The 16,530-nt window shown below is 66.4% G+C and carries 17 protein-coding genes; 12 read left to right on the forward strand and 5 right to left on the reverse strand.

Translation table 11 applies throughout. From position 1 onward, the window contains the following. Positions 1-90: 90 nt before the first annotated feature. A complete protein-coding gene (locus ABQZ09_RS12125; RefSeq protein ID WP_349776989.1) occupies positions 91-1,320 on the forward strand; it encodes an MFS transporter in 1,230 nt (409 codons plus the stop codon). A gap of 338 nt (positions 1,321-1,658) precedes the next feature. On the opposite strand, the gene ABQZ09_RS12130 is transcribed toward ABQZ09_RS12125, so the two are convergent. Together ABQZ09_RS12130 and ABQZ09_RS12135 are read right to left on the reverse strand one after the other, a co-directional pair. After that, entirely contained in the window at positions 1,659-2,135 is a 477-nt protein-coding gene (locus tag ABQZ09_RS12130; RefSeq protein ID WP_039406870.1) for a tRNA (cytidine(34)-2'-O)-methyltransferase, read from the reverse strand. Between the two features lie 26 nt (positions 2,136-2,161). Then, positions 2,162-2,623, reverse strand: coding sequence for an XAC0231 family protein (locus ABQZ09_RS12135; protein WP_349776990.1), 462 nt, complete (start codon positions 2,621-2,623; stop codon positions 2,162-2,164). Between the two features lie 384 nt (positions 2,624-3,007). Between ABQZ09_RS12135 and ABQZ09_RS12140 the strand changes: the two genes are divergently transcribed. The 4 genes from ABQZ09_RS12140 (at position 3,008) to ABQZ09_RS12155 (ending at position 6,718) form a co-directional block, all read left to right on the forward strand. Continuing rightward, positions 3,008-3,328 carry a DUF4156 domain-containing protein gene (locus tag ABQZ09_RS12140; RefSeq protein WP_039406865.1) on the forward strand — a complete coding sequence of 107 codons (321 nt, stop codon included), beginning with the start codon at positions 3,008-3,010 and terminating at the stop codon, positions 3,326-3,328. A 101-nt stretch (positions 3,329-3,429) separates the two neighbouring features. Next, positions 3,430-4,446, forward strand: a complete 1,017-nt coding sequence (locus ABQZ09_RS12145; protein ID WP_039406862.1) for a 3-oxoacyl-ACP synthase III — start codon at positions 3,430-3,432, stop codon at positions 4,444-4,446. Between the two features lie 86 nt (positions 4,447-4,532). Then, complete coding sequence (fic, locus tag ABQZ09_RS12150; RefSeq protein ID WP_349776991.1) at positions 4,533-5,672, forward strand: protein adenylyltransferase Fic; 1,140 nt, start codon at positions 4,533-4,535, stop codon at positions 5,670-5,672. 143 nt (positions 5,673-5,815) lie between these two features. Further along, the gene (locus ABQZ09_RS12155; RefSeq protein WP_228313284.1) at positions 5,816-6,718 is read left to right on the forward strand and encodes an alpha/beta fold hydrolase; all 903 of its coding nucleotides are present in this window, start codon (positions 5,816-5,818) and stop codon (positions 6,716-6,718) included. Positions 6,719-6,860: 142 nt separating this feature from the next. On the opposite strand, the gene ABQZ09_RS12160 is transcribed toward ABQZ09_RS12155, so the two are convergent. Next, positions 6,861-7,244: a YkgJ family cysteine cluster protein gene (locus tag ABQZ09_RS12160; protein WP_039406853.1), complete on the reverse strand. Its 384-nt coding sequence runs from the start codon at positions 7,242-7,244 to the stop codon at positions 6,861-6,863. 293 nt (positions 7,245-7,537) lie between these two features. Here ABQZ09_RS12160 and oleC point away from each other — a divergent pair, with 293 nt between their 5' ends. From oleC to ABQZ09_RS12175, 3 genes are all read left to right on the forward strand, one after another. Continuing rightward, positions 7,538-9,205 carry an olefin beta-lactone synthetase gene (gene oleC / locus ABQZ09_RS12165; RefSeq protein ID WP_184553588.1) on the forward strand — a complete coding sequence of 556 codons (1,668 nt, stop codon included), beginning with the start codon at positions 7,538-7,540 and terminating at the stop codon, positions 9,203-9,205. Positions 9,206-9,280: 75 nt separating this feature from the next. Further along, positions 9,281-10,291, forward strand: a complete 1,011-nt coding sequence (gene oleD, locus ABQZ09_RS12170; protein WP_349776992.1) for a 2-alkyl-3-oxoalkanoate reductase — start codon at positions 9,281-9,283, stop codon at positions 10,289-10,291. 64 nt (positions 10,292-10,355) lie between these two features. Then, complete coding sequence (locus ABQZ09_RS12175) at positions 10,356-10,514, forward strand: DUF1328 domain-containing protein (RefSeq protein WP_003468167.1); 159 nt, start codon at positions 10,356-10,358, stop codon at positions 10,512-10,514. 113 nt (positions 10,515-10,627) lie between these two features. Here the strand turns inward: ABQZ09_RS12175 and ABQZ09_RS12180 are convergent, their stop codons facing one another. After that, positions 10,628-11,110: a GNAT family N-acetyltransferase gene (locus tag ABQZ09_RS12180; RefSeq protein WP_349776993.1), complete on the reverse strand. Its 483-nt coding sequence runs from the start codon at positions 11,108-11,110 to the stop codon at positions 10,628-10,630. Further along, a complete protein-coding gene (gene ddlA, locus ABQZ09_RS12185) occupies positions 11,107-12,213 on the reverse strand; it encodes a D-alanine--D-alanine ligase (protein ID WP_349776994.1) in 1,107 nt (368 codons plus the stop codon). Before ddlA ends, ABQZ09_RS12180 begins: the two co-directional genes overlap by 4 nt. Before the next feature lie 331 nt (positions 12,214-12,544). On the opposite strand from ddlA, the gene ABQZ09_RS12190 reads away from it, so the two are divergent. The 4 genes from ABQZ09_RS12190 to ABQZ09_RS12205 all read left to right on the forward strand — a co-directional run bounded on the left by ABQZ09_RS12190 (position 12,545) and on the right by ABQZ09_RS12205 (position 16,445). Next, the gene (locus ABQZ09_RS12190) at positions 12,545-13,189 is read left to right on the forward strand and encodes a ubiquinone biosynthesis accessory factor UbiJ (protein WP_039406813.1); all 645 of its coding nucleotides are present in this window, start codon (positions 12,545-12,547) and stop codon (positions 13,187-13,189) included. After that, a complete protein-coding gene (gene ubiB, locus ABQZ09_RS12195) occupies positions 13,186-14,859 on the forward strand; it encodes a ubiquinone biosynthesis regulatory protein kinase UbiB (RefSeq protein WP_349776995.1) in 1,674 nt (557 codons plus the stop codon). Before ABQZ09_RS12190 ends, ubiB begins: the two co-directional genes overlap by 4 nt. 111 nt (positions 14,860-14,970) lie before the next feature. Then, on the forward strand, positions 14,971-15,561 hold the full coding sequence (locus ABQZ09_RS12200) for an O-methyltransferase (protein WP_349776996.1): 591 nt from the start codon (positions 14,971-14,973) through the stop codon (positions 15,559-15,561). Between the two features lie 110 nt (positions 15,562-15,671). Beyond that, positions 15,672-16,445, forward strand: a complete 774-nt coding sequence (locus ABQZ09_RS12205; protein ID WP_349776997.1) for a pseudouridine synthase — start codon at positions 15,672-15,674, stop codon at positions 16,443-16,445. Positions 16,446-16,530: the final 85 nt, after the last annotated feature.

Genomic DNA, 16,530 nt, shown 5'->3' on the forward strand with positions numbered 1-16,530 from the left:
GCCACCGCGTGCGGTTGAGATGCGTGTCCTGCGGTCTGCCCTGCATGTCTGTGCATGCGCTGGCAGTGCATCCGGCAGCGGAGCACTGCCATGCCGATGACCAGGGCCAGGCCGCGCGGCACACGTGCGCTGGAAGCACTGCACTTCAGCGTGGCCGATGTGCAGGACGGGCTGGGACCCTTCCTTAGCGTGTTCCTGCAGTCCAAGGGCTGGTCGGTGGCGGCGATCGGCACGGTGATGAGCATGGGCGGCATGGCCGGCATGCTCGCCACCACGCCGGCCGGTGCGCTGGTGGATGCGACCCGGCGCAAGCGCGCAGTGGTGGTCATCGGCTGTCTGGCGATCCTGCTTGCCACCGCGCTCATCTGGCTGCGCCCGACCTCGACGGGCGTGGCTGCCGCGCAGATCGCCTCGGCCTTGGCGGCGGCCGGCATCGGCCCGGCACTGACCGGTATCACGCTGGGTCTGGTACAGGCGCGCGGCTTCGACCATCAGCTGGCGCGCAACCAGGTGGCCAACCATGCCGGCAACATGCTGGCGGCGGTATTGGCCGGCTGGTTGGGCTGGCGCTACGGCTTTGCTGCGGTGTTCCTGCTGACTGCGGTCTTCGGCGTTCTGGCGTTGGTAGCGGTGCTGGCGATTCCAGCCGCGGCGATGGACCACCGCGCAGCACGCGGTCTGGCATCCAGCGATGGCGGCGATGCGCTCAGTGGCTGGCGCGTGTTGCTGACCTGCCGCCCGCTGGCGCTGCTGGCGGTCACGCTGGGGCTGTTCCATCTGGGCAATGCGGCGATGCTGCCGTTGTACGGCATGGCGATCGTGGCGGCGCATGCCGGCGACCCGAGTGCGCTGACCGCCACCACCATCGTGGTGGCTCAGGCCACGATGATCGTCGTTGCACTGTTGGCGATGCGCTGGATTCGGATACATGGACACTGGTGGGTGCTGCTGGTGGCCTTCATGGCGTTGCCATTGCGCGCGCTGGTGGCGGCCTCGGTGATCCATGGTTGGGGCGTGTTCCCGGTGCAGATCCTGGATGGGCTGGGCGCCGGCCTGCAAAGCGTGGTGGTGCCGGCGCTGGTGGCGCGGTTGTTGCAAGGCACCGGGCGCGTGAATGTCGGCCAGGGTGCGGTGATGACGGTGCAGGGCGTGGGCGCGGCGCTGAGCCCGGCGTTCGGTGGTTGGCTGGCGCATGCCTTCGGCTACCGCATCGCGTTTCTGGCGTTGGGCGCGATCGCGTTGCTGGCCGTGGCGTTGTGGGCCGGTTGCCGAGGCATGTTGCAGACGGCGACGTCGGTGCAGGCGCAGACCGTGTTGTGATCGGCGCGGCATGCGCGCAAGGACGCGCCGATTGACCGACAGCCATGCAGCTTGCGCTTTGGTTACTGCACTGCGCTGGCGAGGATGGCCAGGTGTGGTTTGACCGGAACCGCGTCTTGTCGTCTCAGGACGCGCCGCGGGCGTGCAGCTGACGTGGCATGCCTCATCGTTCCCGCCAGGGCCGGTCGATGGATGCCTCTCGCCGTCGACCGAACAGCCAACACGGTTGGCGAGTCTTCGTTGGAGATCCATGCGCGTCACTGAAGATCCCGCCGTGCACGTGGCCCGGCGCATGGGCCGCGGGTGCGTCGGCGCGTATGGTTGCGCGCAATCTGCGGCTACTGGCCGCCAGCGAAATTCCACTGCCGCCAGGCTTCGAACACCATCACCGCAACGGTGTTGGACAGATTGAGGCTGCGGTTGTCCGGGCGCATCGGCAGGCGGAGCCGGTGCTGCGGCGGGATCGACTCCAGCACCTCGGCCGGCAGACCGCGCGTTTCCGGGCCGAACAGAAAAGCATCGCCATCGGCGAACTGCGGAGTGTCATAGCGCACCGTGCTGCGGGTACTCAGCGCGAAGACACGCTTGGGACCGATGGCCGCCAAAGCGGCTGGCAGATCGGCATGCACCTGCAACGGTGCGTATTCGTGATAGTCCAGGCCGGCGCGCTTGAGCTGCTTGTCACTGAGGTCGAAGCCCAGCGGCTCGATCAGGTGCAGGCGCGCGCCGGTGTTGGCGCACAAGCGAATCACATTGCCCGTGTTGGGCGGAATTTCCGGTTGAAACAGGATGACATCGAGGACGGGTGCTGGCATGCGCGCAAGTGTAGCTGCGCGCGTGCTCAAAGGCCGACGGTGGCGCTGACCAGCGCTTCCAGTTCGGCGGGCGAGGGCTGCAGCTGCGGCACCGGCAGGTTGACGATGACCTGGCCCATCAACGCACCGACGGCCGCAGCCGCCTGGCCAACGCCGGTCTGGGTGGTGGCGGTGGCGCTGCGGACCACCAGCTCGGCGCGCTGGTCAGCCGAGGGGCGGACCTGCACCGCGGCCAGGGTGACGATGCGCGGGCCAGCCTGTCCGGCAGCCAGTGCAGCCAGCTGCTCGGCCGACGGGCGTACCTGTACGGCGCTCAGGGTGCGGATGTCGCTGCTGCGTTCCAGGGCCTGCTGGGCAATCTGGTCGGCGGCCGGGCGGACCTGGACGGTGTCCAGGGTGGTCAGCTTGGCCGCTTGGGCGGCACCGGCCAGGCTGGCGCCGGCAAACAGGGCGGCGGAGAAGGCGATGCGCAGGGTCTGGGTCTTCATGGCGAGGTCTCTTGGTGTGGTTAATCAGTGGTGTGGTAGTAAGGTAGTACACCGTTTCAGTACGCGCAAGGATTTTTTCGTCGCCCGGCTAAATGTTCAGCTAAAAGTCAGCTTAAAATCCGGCATCTGGGTGTGCATGTAGCTGAGCAAGCCGCGTGCCACCCGGGACTCATTGTTTTTCATGGTGTTTTTTGCAGCCGCAGGTGTCCGTGTCCGGACACCCGGACGCAACGGTGGGCAGCGGATGGCGCTGCGTCAGCGGGAACGCGGTCGTCTCGCCACGGTCGGGTGCGCTGAATGGGGGCGTGTGCTGGGTGCGCGGCGCGCACGAAGCCGCCGGCCAACTGCGGCACAATCCGGCTTTGCCCACAGGTGTGATGACGTATGCGCGTGCTGATGCTGTCTGTTCTGGTTGCCACCACCACGGCGGCGTGCACCTGGGTACCGATTGAACAAAGCGGCAAGAGCGTGCAGGTCCTGCCCGCAGGCCCTGTGCCCGCTGGCTGTCAGCAGCAGGGCGAGGTGGTGGTGACGGTCAAGAGCAAGGTCGGCTTCTACAACCGCAACCCGTTGCGGGTGCAGGAGGAGCTGGAAACCCTGGCGCGCAACGAGGCACCGGGCGCCAACGCCAACGCGGTGCAGGCGCAGGGCCAGCCGGCCGAGGGAAGCCAGCGTTTCAGCGCCTTCCGCTGCCCGCCGCGCTGAACCGTTGGGCTGGGGCGCCGTCCATTCAAATGTAAAGATGCGGTAAAACCAGCCAGCAGCTAGACTAACGCCCCCTCGCCTGACGCCATGGCGCTACTTCGATGCTCTTCCAGAATGTCTCCATCGCGGGACTGGCGCATATTGATGCGCCGCATACGCTGACTTCCAAGGAAATCAACGAGCGCCTGCAACCGACCTACGACCGCCTCGGGATCAAGACCGATGTGTTGGGCGACGTTGCCGGTATCCACGCACGGCGCTTGTGGGACCAGGATGTGCAGGCCTCCGATGCCGCCACCCAGGCCGCGCGCAAGGCGCTGGTCGATGCCGGGATCGGCATCGAGAAGATCGGCCTGCTGGTCAACACCTCGGTGAGCCGCGACTACCTGGAGCCGTCCACCGCCTCCATCGTGTCCGGCAACCTGGGCGTGGGCGACCACTGCGTCACCTTCGACGTGGCCAATGCCTGTCTTGCCTTCATCAACGGCATGGACATCGCCGCGCGCATGCTCGAGCGCGGCGAGATCGACTACGCGCTGGTCGTCGATGGCGAAACCGCCAACCTGGTCTATGAAAAGACCCTGGAGCGGATGACCTCGCCGGATGTCACCGAAGAGGAGTTCCGCAACGAACTGGCTGCCCTGACCCTGGGCTGCGGTGCCGCTGCCATGGTGATGGCGCGCAGCGAGCTGGTACCGGACGCCCCGCGCTACAAGGGCGGCGTGACCCGCTCGGCCACAGAATGGAACAAGCTGTGCCGGGGCAACCTGGACCGGATGGTCACCGATACCCGCCTGCTGCTGATCGAAGGCATCAAGCTGGCGCAGAAGACTTTCCTGGCTGCCAAGCAGGTGCTGGGTTGGGCGGTGGACGAAGTGGACCAGTTCGTCATCCACCAGGTCAGCCGCCCGCACACCGCTTCATTCGTGAAGTCGTTTGGTATCGATCCGGCCAAGGTCATGACCATCTTCGGCGAGCACGGCAACATCGGTCCGGCCTCGGTGCCGATCGTGCTGAGCAAGCTCAAGGAGCTCGGCCGCCTCAAGAAGGGCGACCGCATCGCGCTGATGGGCATTGGCTCAGGGTTGAACTGCTCGATGGCGGAAGTGGTCTGGTGAGCACCCTGGCGGGGACGCGTTAAAAAAAATGGATTTTTAGAACGCGTCCCTGCATCATGTTCGTTCTCGCGACATGAGCACGTGACATGGACGACACGCCCGCCTTCGACCCGACCAAGCCTCACAACGCGCTTGCGCCGCTGCCGCCGGCGGGAGATATCGAAACACGGAGTCTGCTCAAGGCGTGCATCGTTGCCCGCACCGCCCTGGCCGAGTTGAAACAGGCCACCGCGCTATTGCCCAACCCGGCTGTGCTGATCAATACGATTCCGATCCTGGAGGCGCAGGCCAGCTCGGAGATCGAAAACATCGTCACGACCACTGACGATTTATTTCGTTACGCAGACGATCAGGAGCGTGCCCAGAATCCCGCGACCAAAGAAGCGCTGCGTTACCGCAGTGCGTTGTACGAGGGATTTCAATCGCTCCAGCAGCGGCCGCTGTGTACCGATACTGCCGTCGTGGTGTGCAGCCGCATCAAAGCGGCGCAGATGCAGATCCGTCGGGTGCCGGGTACCGCGTTGGCCAACGACCAGATTCAGCAGATCATCTATACCCCGCCGGTGGGCGAAACGCTGCTGCGCGACAAACTCGCGAACTGGGAGCATTTCATCCACGAACACACCGATGTCGATCCGTTGATTCGGATGGCGGTTGCGCATTACCAGTTCGAAGCGATCCACCCGTTTACCGATGGCAACGGTCGCACCGGGCGGGTGCTGAATCTGCTGATGTTGATCGAACAGGGATTGCTCGATGTGCCGGTGCTGTACCTGTCGCGCTACATCATTCGCCATCGCAGCGATTATTACCGCCTGCTGCTGGACGTGACCCGGCATGGGCACTGGGCCGAATGGATTCATTACATGCTTGCTGCCGTTGCAGAGACTGCTGCGTGGACAACCGCAAAAATCCAGGCGATCCGCGGCCTTGAGGCGCAGGCGCGCGATCATGTCCGCAGCCTCGCACCCAAGGCGTATAGCCGCGAGCTTGTCGATGTGATCTTCAATCAGCCGTATTGCCGCATTCAAAATGTCGTGGACATGGTGGGGGTCACGCGCCAGACCGCCGCGCGTCATCTAAAGGAGCTGGTGGCGATTGGTGTGCTCAAGGAACAGCGCTTGGGCAAGGAAAAGCTGTTCCTGCATCCGGCATTCCTGCAATTGCTCTCCGCTGACGGTCATCAACTGCCACCTTATCGGACAGGTCCGCGGGCAATGTCATGACATCTATGACTTCTGCAATTGCAGGCATCGGTGCCGCCGCCTGATATGGCCCGGCATGTCATCACTGCTTGAGTCCGTTCTGCATCGCCCAGGCGTACGCCTGCCCCTTTCGCGCTTCTCGAAACACACCGGATCCCTTCGGCATGAACTACCCAGGCTATTCCTTCACCCCCAAGCGCCTTGAGGTGCGTCCCGGCATTGCGATGTCGTACCTGGACGAAGGTCCGCGCGATGGCGAGGTTGTGATCATGCTGCACGGCAACCCGTCGTGGAGTTATCTCTGGCGCAACCTGGTGAGTGGCTTGTCCGATCGCTACCGCTGCATCGTGCCCGACCACATCGGCATGGGGCTGTCCGACAAGCCCGATGATGCGCCCGACGCGCAGCCGCGTTACGCGTACACGCTGCAATCGCGCGTGGACGATCTGGACACGCTGTTGCGGCATCTGGGCATCACCGGTCCGGTCACGTTGGCGGTGCACGATTGGGGCGGCATGATCGGCTTCGGCTGGGCGCTGTCGCACCACGCGCAGGTCAAACGGCTGGTGATCACCAACACCGCAGCATTCCCGTTGCCGCCGGAAAAGCCGATGCCCTGGCAGATTGCGATGGGTCGCCATTGGCGGCCGGGCGAATGGTTCATCCGCACCTTCAATGCGTTTTCGTCCGGCGCATCCTGGTTTGGGGTGTCGCGCCGCATGCCGGCCGCCGTGCGGCGTGCCTATGTCGCGCCGTACAACAACTGGCGCAACCGCATCTCCACCATCCGCTTCATGCAGGACATTCCGCTGTCGCCGGCCGACAAGGGCTGGTCGTTGCTGGAGCGCTCGGCGCAGGCGTTGCCCTCGTTCGCCGATCGCCCGGTCTTCATCGCCTGGGGCTTGCGCGACATCTGCTTCGACAAGCACTTCCTTGCCGGCTTTCGCAAGGCGTTGCCGAACGCCGAGGTGACTGCATTCGAGGATGCCAACCACTACGTGCTGGAAGACAAGCACGAGGTGCTGGTCCCGGCGATCCGCGCGTTTCTGGAGCGTAATCCGTTGTAACGCCTTGCCGCCGGCATTGGATCGCCCGTGCTCGACAGCTGCGAGCGGTACCAGGCAAATGCGAGGCGATGCAGCCGACCGGTGGTGCAGGCGATGCGTCGGCCGTCTTCAGGGAGGCACTGCGTGCGTGTTGCGCTGCGCGTTACAGCGTCGGCAACGGGTTGCGTTGCGCATCGTCCACGCCAGCCCAGTCGGCCTCGGTCAACGCATGCAGGCCATGCGCCAGGCGCGATTTATCGCACTGCGCACTGCGCTGCCCGAATTCCAGCGAGGCCGGGACGGCGGCGCAGGACGACGGGCGCCGGTCGTGGATACTGCAACGGCTGTACCGGCCGATGTCGGCGTCCAGGGCGATGCAGCGTGGTTGCGATTGCGATGTGCCGCGCATCACCCGCTCGTGCGTGCGCAATGCGTCGGTCAGCTCAATCGGCACCCTGCCGCCCAACGCGGGATCGGCTTCGCTCCAGTGGAAACTGACGCGGAAAAAGGCGCAGCAGGCGCCGCAGGTAAGGCAGGGGTGTGCCATGGAAGCCGGGCCTGGCGCGGCGAAATCACGTGGAGAGCGCGGCATTCTGACCGAACCACGCCGCGATACAAGGGGCGCGGCCCCGCGCCGGTTAGCGATTCATCTGCGTAGCTCGAACTGGCGCGTGTGTGCGCAATGCGGAGCGGCTCGCGCGAACATTGCGTGGCATCGCTGCGCCCAGGCGACGCGCAGTCACCTCACCAGGCGCAGCCGCGCTGCGGGCACGCCCCAGGACAGTGACATGCACGCAATCAAGCGGCCGGCACCATCGGCGCATGGGTGATAATGCGGCAATGACGACTCTTTGCAATATCGCCGCTACCCTGCCGCAGCTGGCGCGCGAGCGCCCCGACCAGATCGCCATCCGTTGCCCGGGTCGCCGTGCCGCCAACGGATTTGCTGCCTATGATGTGACCTTGAGCTATGCCGAGCTGGACACGCGCAGCGATGCGATTGCCGCTGGCCTGGCCTTGCACGGCATCGGCCGTGGGGTGCGTGCGGTGGTGATGGTGCGGCCGTCGCCGGAATTCTTCCTGCTGATGTTTGCCTTGTTCAAGGCCGGTGCGGTGCCGGTGCTGGTGGATCCGGGCATCGACAAGCGTGCGCTCAGGCAATGCCTGGACGAGGCGCAGCCGCAGGCATTCATCGGCATTCCGCTTGCGCAGCTGGCGCGTCGTCTGTTGCGGTGGGCGCGCTCGGCGAAACGGATCGTCAGCGTCGGCGGCCGTTACGGTTGGGGTGGGGTGACATTGGCGCGCGTGGAGCGCGATGGCGCCGGCGCCGGAAGTCAGCTGGCCGACACTGCGCCGGACGACGTGGCCGCGATCCTGTTCACCAGCGGCTCGACCGGCGTGCCCAAGGGCGTGGTGTACCGGCACCGGCATTTTGTCGGGCAGATCGAATTGCTGCGCAACGCGTTCGGCATGCAGCCCGGCGGTGTGGATCTGCCGACGTTTCCGCCGTTCGCCCTGTTCGACCCGGCCCTGGGGCTGACCTCGGTGATCCCGGACATGGACCCGACGCGCCCGGCCACCGCCGACCCGCGCAAGCTGCACGATGCCATCGCGCGCTTCGGTGTTACCCAGTTGTTCGGTTCGCCTGCGCTGATGCGGGTGTTGGCGGACTATGGGCAGCCGCTGCCCAACGTACGCCTGGCCACCTCGGCCGGTGCGCCGGTGCCGCCGGATGTGGTGGCCAGGATCCGTGCGCTGCTACCAGCCGATGCGCAGTTCTGGACCCCGTACGGCGCCACCGAATGCCTGCCGGTGGCCGCGATCGAAGGACGTACGCTGGATGCCACACGCGCGGCCACCGAGGCCGGCGCCGGCACCTGCGTGGGCCAGGTGGTCGCACCCAACGAGGTGCGCATCATCGCCATCGACGATGCGGCCATTGCCGAGTGGAGTGGTGCGCGCGTGCTGGCCACGGGCGAGGTCGGTGAAATCACTGTCGCCGGCCCCACCACCACCGACACCTATTTCAATCGCGATGCGGCCACACGCATCGCCAAGATCCGCGAGCGCCGCAGTGATGGCAGCGAGCGCATCGTTCACCGCATGGGCGATGTCGGCTATTTCGATGCCGACGGCCGCTTGTGGTTCTGCGGGCGCAAGACCCACCGCGTGGAAACGGCCACCGGCCCGCTGTACACCGAACAGGTGGAGCCGGTCTTCAACGTGCATCCGCAGGTGCGGCGGACCGCGTTGGTCGGTGTGGGCACACCCGGGCAACAACAGCCGGTGCTGTGCGTCGAATTACAGCCGGGCGTACCGGCGTCGGCATTTGCGCAGGTGCAAACCGACTTGCGCGCGCTAGGCGCGGCGCACCCGCATACTGCGGGCATCGCGCGTTTCCTGCGCCATTCCGGCTTTCCGGTGGACATCCGCCACAACGCCAAGATCGGCCGCGAAACGTTGGCAGTCTGGGCGGCGCAGCAGCGTGCGTCATCGGCTGCTGCGTGACACCGCTGCGTCGGCGTGTGTCGCCACGCGCGCGGGTAGTTGTTCTTCTTTACGTTCTTGCAATGGAGGTGGTGCGTGCGGATTCTGGTGACCGGTGGTGGCGGTTTTCTCGGTCAGGCCTTGTGCCGCGGGTTGCGTGCGCGTGGGCACGACGTGGTGAGCTTCCAGCGCGGCGATTACCCCGTGCTGCAGACGCTGGGCGTGGGCCAGATCCGCGGCGACCTGGCCGACCCGCAGGCGGTGCGGCATGCCTTCGCCGGCATCGATGCGGTGTTCCATAACGCCGCCAAGGCCGGCGCGTGGGGGAGCTACGACAGCTATCACCAGGCCAACGTGGTGGGCACGCAGAACGTGCTCGATGCGTGTCGCGCCAACGGCGTGCCGCGTCTGATCTACACCTCCACACCCAGCGTGACCCATCGCGCCACCAATCCGGTGGAAGGTCTCGGCGCCGACGAAGTGCCGTATGGCGAAGACCTGCGTGCCGCATATGCGGCGACCAAGGCGATTGCCGAGCGTGCGGTGCTGGCGGCCAACGATGCGCAACTGGCAACCGTCGCCTTGCGTCCGCGGCTGATCTGGGGGCCGGGCGACAATCACTTGCTGCCGCGCCTGGCAGCGCGCGCACGCGCCGGCCGCCTGCGCATGGTGGGCGATGGCAGCAACCTGGTGGACAGCACGTACATCGACAACGCTGCGCAGGCGCATTTCGATGCGTTCGATCACCTCGCGCCGGACGCTGCCTGCGCAGGCAAGGCCTACTTCATCTCAAACGGCGAACCCTTGCCGATGCGCGAGTTGCTCAATCGCCTGCTGGCGGCGGTCGGTGCACCGGTAGTGACGCGCTCGCTGTCGTTCAAGACCGCGTACCGGATTGGCGCGGTGTGTGAAACGCTATGGCCACTGTTGCGTCTGCCAGGCGAGGTGCCGTTGACGCGCTTTCTGGTGGAGCAGCTGTGCACGCCGCACTGGTACAGCATGGAACCGGCGCGCCGCGATTTCGGCTATGTGCCGCGCATCAGCATCGAAGAAGGGCTCAATCGGCTGCGATCCTCATCTTCCAACGACATCGCCATCACCCGATAAAGACCGGCACATCCACAAGATACGTCTGCGCCGATTCGGCACGACAACTTTTGGAACTATTGCCATGCTGCATTACGCCATCATCTTCTTCGTCATCGCCATCATCGCTGCCGTCCTGGGCTTCAGTGGTATCGCCGGTGCAGCGACCAACATCGCCTGGATCCTGTTCGTGGTGTTCCTGATCCTGGCAGTGATCTCGATGTTCCGTCGCGGCAAGGTATAACGCCTAAACGCGATACGTCACGGCAGCGGCGCTGCCGACCGGCGCTCACATGGCCCGCTTCCGCAAGGAGGCGGGCCATGTGCGTTTTGGGTTGCGCGATGCAGTGCGCTGCATTACAGCCGCTTTTCCAGGTAGCGCACCTGTTTGCCGCTGGCCAGTACCGCCTCGCCGATCGACACGAACCCCAGCTGCTCATGCAGTGCCAGCGAGGCCGGATTGGGCGGCTCGATATTCACCTCGCACACCAATCGCAGGTGCGCTGCGGCGCGCGCCTTGCGGATGAGGTCGCCATACAGCTGCATGGCAAGGCCGCGCCGCCGGGCATGTGCGGCGATCACGATGCGGTCGACATAGACGAAGCGCGCAAAGCGCTCGGCCAGCCACGCGAAGTTGGCGTTGGCATAGGCAGCATCCTGATCCAGCGCAATCAACAAGCCATCGGCTGGCGCAACGACGCGCGCATGCCAGGCTCTGCGCAACAGCGCAGTCAGCCCGTCGGTATCGAGCAACGACAACTCGGTGGCATGTGCATTGTTGAGCGCAAGCAATGCCGGTGCGTCGCACGGTTGTAGCGCGCGCAGGGGAGCGGCGGTCATTGGCGCGTGTGTAGCGCGCTGCGCAGCAACTGGTCGTCGGCATGTCGCTGCAACGCCAGGTCGATCAATTGCGTGATCAGGCTTGTGTAGTCCAGCCCACTTGCCTGCCAGAGTTTGGGATACATGCTGATGCGGGTGAATCCGGGCAGCGTGTTGATCTCGTTGATCACGATGCGCCCTTCCGCGTCCAGAAAGACATCCACCCGTGCCATGCCGGAACAGTCCAGTGCCTGATAGGCCTGCACGGCGATCTGCTGGATGCGCTGTTGCGTCCGTGCGTCAATCGCGGCGGGGATCACGATGTCGGCGCCATGGGCGCTGATGTATTTGGTCTGGTACGAATAGAACGCGTCGTGCACCACCACCTCGCCGCAGACACTGGCTTGCGGGGTGGCATTGCCGAGCACGGCGCATTCGATTTCGCGTCCGGCAATGGCCGCTTCCACCAGCACCTTGTGGTCGTATGCCAACGCCAGGGCAAGCGCGTCGGCGAAGTCCGCTGCGCTGCGCACCCGGCTGACGCCGACCGAAGAACCCTGGTTGGCCGGTTTGACGAACAACGGCAGCCCGAACTGCGCAATCAGCGCATCCACATCGGCGTGCGCGGCTGTGTGGCGGTTGAAGCACACGAACGGCGCCACCTCCAGGCCGGCATCGCGCAGCACGCGCTTGGCCATGTCCTTGTCCATTGCCAGCGCCGAGCCCAGCACGCCGGAGCCGACGAAGGGCAGGTTGGCCATGCGCAACAATCCCTGCAGCGAGCCGTCTTCGCCCAGGGTGCCGTGCACGATCGGAAACACCACATCGATCTGCGCCAGCGCCTGCTCCGACTCCACCGGGCGCAGCTGCGCCTGCTCGGCGCCGGGCAGCACCGCCACTGCGTGACCGCTGCGGTGCAAGGCGATCCGGCTCGGATCGTCTGCATCGCGCAGAAAGCCATCCTTCGCACTCAGATGCCACTGGCCCTGCTTGTCGATACCGATCAGCACCGGCTCGAAGCGATGCGGGTCCAGCGCCTCCAGGACGTTGCGCGCCGACTGCAGCGAGACCTCGTGCTCGGCCGATTTGCCGCCGAAGATGAGACCGACCCGGATCTTGCGCATTGCCTGCTCCTGCCAACTGTTCGAGAAGGGCGCCAGCATGCCCGTGACCGGCCGGCCGAAGGAAGTCGCAGATCGGTGCGGCCAGCTAATCCGCACGGACGCTGCACTGCTCGCCGCAGGGCGCGATGGTCGCAATGGGCCGCCCGCACAGCGCAGCCTGCCCACGCGCTACCGCACAGTGCCGGCAGGCCAGGCCCTCCAGGCAGCGACCGCTGCATCGATCGCTCCACCGCCAAGCAGGCGCGTGCCATGGCCACCGCGGCGGCCTCCGGTGCGCAGCACCCCAACATCGTCAGCCAGCTGCGACATGCAGGGACGGTAGAATGCGGGCATGCCCGGATCACTCATCAATTCCCTCAAGCCGCTCGCCGGCCAGGCCCTGCAGGCCGCGCTCAATCGCGCGCTGGCGCTGGACCCGGATACCCGCGACGCCCTGTTGCCGCTGGAAGGCCAGCGCATTGCGCTGACCCTGGATGCGCCGGCGCTGGCCCTGCAGATCCGTGTGCACGAGCGCCGGTTGCTGGTCGGCCCGGTCGACCAGGCGCAGGAGCCGGATCTGGCGGTGCGCAGCAGCCTGGCCGGCTTGCTCGGGCAATTGCCGCTGCTGGCCAATGCACGGCGCAGCGGCCCGCCGGCCGGCCGGCTCAAGGTCTCCGGCGACGCCGAGCTGGCGCGCCAGCTGCAGCAGCTGGCCGGGCGCTTCGATCCGGACTGGCAACTGCCCTTCGTGGCGGTGTTCGGGCAGATCCTGGGCGTGCAGATCGCCGGCGCAGTGCGTGCAGCGCTGCAGCAGGCGCGCCGCAGCGCATCGGACCTGGCCCATAGCGCGGCCGAATTCGTCACCGAGGAATCGCGCGACGTGGTGCCGCGTGCCGAGCTCGATGCCTTCTACGACGACGTGGACGAGCTGCGCGACGGCGTCGAACGGCTGGCCGCACGCGTGGCACGGCTGCGCGCGGCCGGAGGTGCCGCATGAAGGCGCTGTTGCGGGCAAGCCGCATCGGCCGGGTGATCCTGCGCTACCGCCTGGACGACCTGCTGCAGGGCAGCCCCGCCGAGCGCTGGCTGCGCCTGGCCAAGCCGTTCGTGCCGCGTGCCAGTGCCGAGATCGCCGCGCAATCGCGCGGTGCGCGGCTGCGGCTGGCGTTGCAGGAGCTGGGCCCGATCTTCGTCAAGTTCGGGCAGATCCTGTCGACCCGGCGCGACCTGATTCCGGCCGATGTGGCCGAAGAACTCACCCTGCTGCAGGACCGGGTCAAGCCGTTCGACGGCGAGGCCGCACGCCTGATCGTGGAAGGCGCGCTCGGCCTGCCGGTCAGCGTGGCGTTCGCCTCCTTCGACACCGTGCCGCTGGCCTCGGCCTCGATCGCGCAGGTGCATGCGGCCACGTTGCCGCCCGATGCCAATGGTGTGCGCCGCGAAGTGGTGGTCAAGGTGCTGCGCCCGGACATCGAGCGCCAGATCGATGCCGACATCGCGCTGCTGCATTCGCTGGCTACGCTGGTCGAACGCACCCATCCGCGCGCCGACAAGATCCGCCCGCGCGAAGTGGTGGCCGAGATCGAAGGCACCCTGTCGGCCGAACTCGACCTGCAGCGCGAAGGCGCCAATGCCAGCGTGCTGCGCCGGTTCTGGGAAGGCTCGGACGATCTTTACGTGCCGGAAGTGATCTGGTCGCATACCGCCGAACGCGCGCTCACGCTTGAGCGCGTGTACGGCATTCCCTCCGATGACATCGTCAAGCTCGATGCCGCCGGCATCGACCGCAAGGCGCTTGCGGCCAAGGGCGTGCGGGTGTTCTACACGCAGGTGTTCCGCGACAACTTCTTCCATGCCGATGCGCACGCCGGCAACATCTGGGTCGATTCGGACCCGGAGCGCCGCCTCAACCCACGCTTCATCGCGCTGGATTTCGGCATCATGGGCCAGCTCTCGCAGGAAGATCAGTACTACCTGGCCGAGAACTTCATGGCGATCTTCCACAAGGATTACCGCCGCATGGCCGAGTTGCACGTCGAGGCGGGCTGGATGCCCGACAACGTGCGCATCGACGAACTGGAAGCGGCCGCGCGCTCGGTGTGCGAGCCCTACTTCACCCGGCCGCTGTCGGAGATTTCGCTGGCGCAGGTGCTGATCAAGCTGTTCCGCGTCGCCCAGCGCTACGAACTGACGCTGCAGCCGCAGCTGATCCTGCTGCAGAAGACCTTGCTCAACATCGAAGGCGTCGGCCGCCAGCTCGACCCCAAGCTGGATATCTGGGCCGTGGCACGGCCGGTGCTGGAGCGCATCCTGCGCGAGCGCTACAGCCCGCGCCGGGTGCTGGGTGAGTTGAGCAAGCGCCTGCCGGAAATCATGACGCACGCACCGGACATGCCGCGCCTGGTACATAGCTGGTTGAAGCAGCAGGTGGAAGGGCGGCATCAACTGGAGATCCGCTCGGCCGAGCTGCGCGCGCTGGATGCGAGCCTGCGCAAGCTGCAGACCCGCGTGGTCACCGCCATCACCGGTAGCGGGCTGCTGGTGGTCGCCGCGGTGCTGTACGGCCTGCACCCGGATGGCTGGTACCTGGGCACGGTGCCGGTGTGGAGCTGGATCAGCGGCGGCGCCGGCTCGGCCGCCCTGCTGGTGGCGTGGCTGCGCCGTTAGGCAAGGGGCTGTGCCAGGGCGCTCATCCGTCGGATGTCGGCGGTGCGGCGGCGGTGTGCCAGGTGTGCGGCGGTCTTGCCGCCACACCGGCAGCGGGCAAGGAGTAAGGGCGTGGCGAGCGATCTGCAGGCATTGAAGGACGAGTTGGCGCGCTTTGGCAGCGCCAACGACGCGCGCGAGTCCGCGCGCGACCGGCGCATGCTCAACATCACCCCGGACACCGGTGCCTTGCTGACCGTGCTGGTGCGTGCCACCGGCGCGCGCCGCGTTCTCGAAATCGGCACCTCCAACGGCTATTCGACGGTGTGGCTGGCCGAGGCGGCTGCGGCGATCGGTGGGCATGTCACCACCGTGGAGCTTGCCGCCGACAAGGTGGCCCTGGCGCAGGCCACACTCGCACGCAGTGGCTTGGCGGCGTCGGTGGATGTGGTGCACGGCGACGGCGGCGCGTGGCTGACGCAGGCAGCCAGCGCCAGCGTCGATCTGGTCTTCCTGGATTCGGCGCGCGACGCGTATGTGCGCTGGTGGCCGGCACTGCGCCGCGTGCTGCGCCATGGTGGCCTGCTGGTGGTCGACAATGCGCTGTCGCACGCCGACGAACTGGCGCCGTTCACCGCGCTGCTGGCTGCCGATCCGGCGATCACCTGCAGCGTGGTGCCAGTGGGCAACGGCGAATTGCTGGCGGTGTGCGGCGCGGCCTGAGCACACACCGCCGGCCTGCTAGGCCTCACGCCTGGAGGTGCGCGACTGGCGCGCGCCACAGGCTCTACCGGTGCCGGATGCGGTCAATGGCGGCGCGGCGTGGCACTGCGATGGCATGCCGCGGCCACGGCGCGGATAATCCGCCGGTGAGCACATCCCCCAAGCATCTGCAGATTCTCTACCAGGACCCTGTCCTGGCCGTCGTCGACAAACCCGCGGGCCTGATGGTCCACGACAGCAAGCTGGCGCGCGGGGAGGACGACTTCCTGGCCGACCGCCTGCGCGAGCAGTTGGGCAAGCCGATTTTTCTGGTGCACCGGCTCGATCGCGCCACCAGCGGCTGCCTGCTGCTGGCATTCGACCGCGACAGCGCCAGTGCGCTGGGCAAGGCCCTGATGGCGGGCGAGGTGGATAAAAATTATCTGACCGTCTGCCGCGGCTGGCCGGCCGAGGAGCGCTTCAGCGTCGATCACGATCTGGATGGCGGCCCCGGCAAACCGGTCAAGAAGCCGGCGGTGACGCATTTCCAGCGTCTGGCCACCGGCGAGCTGGAGATCCCGTCCACCGGTTTCACCACCTCACGCTATGCGTTGTTGCGCTGCCAGCCGCAGACCGGCCGGTTCCGGCAGATCCGCCGGCACATGAAGCACCTGTCGCATCACATGATCGGCGACACCAGCCATGGCGATGGTCGGCACAACCGCAGCTTTCGCATGCTCGGCATCCACCGCATGTTGCTGCACGCCGAACGGCTTGAATTTCCGCATCCGGCCGACGGCAGGCGCATCAGCATCACCGCGCCGCTGGATGCGGAATTCACCAAGGCGTGTGCGTTGTTCGGCTGGGACGTGGCGCAATTGCAGGCGATGCCACTCGCACAGTGATGCGGGGGTGCCCAGCGGTCTGTCGATGCCGCAGTGGCGATCGGCAAGGCGTCCGGGGAGCCGTACCCTCACCCCAACCCCCGCT

The organism is Xanthomonas sp. WHRI 6106, from assembly GCF_040202405.1.
In the GTDB taxonomy this organism is placed as follows: domain Bacteria; phylum Pseudomonadota; class Gammaproteobacteria; order Xanthomonadales; family Xanthomonadaceae; genus Xanthomonas; species Xanthomonas cannabis.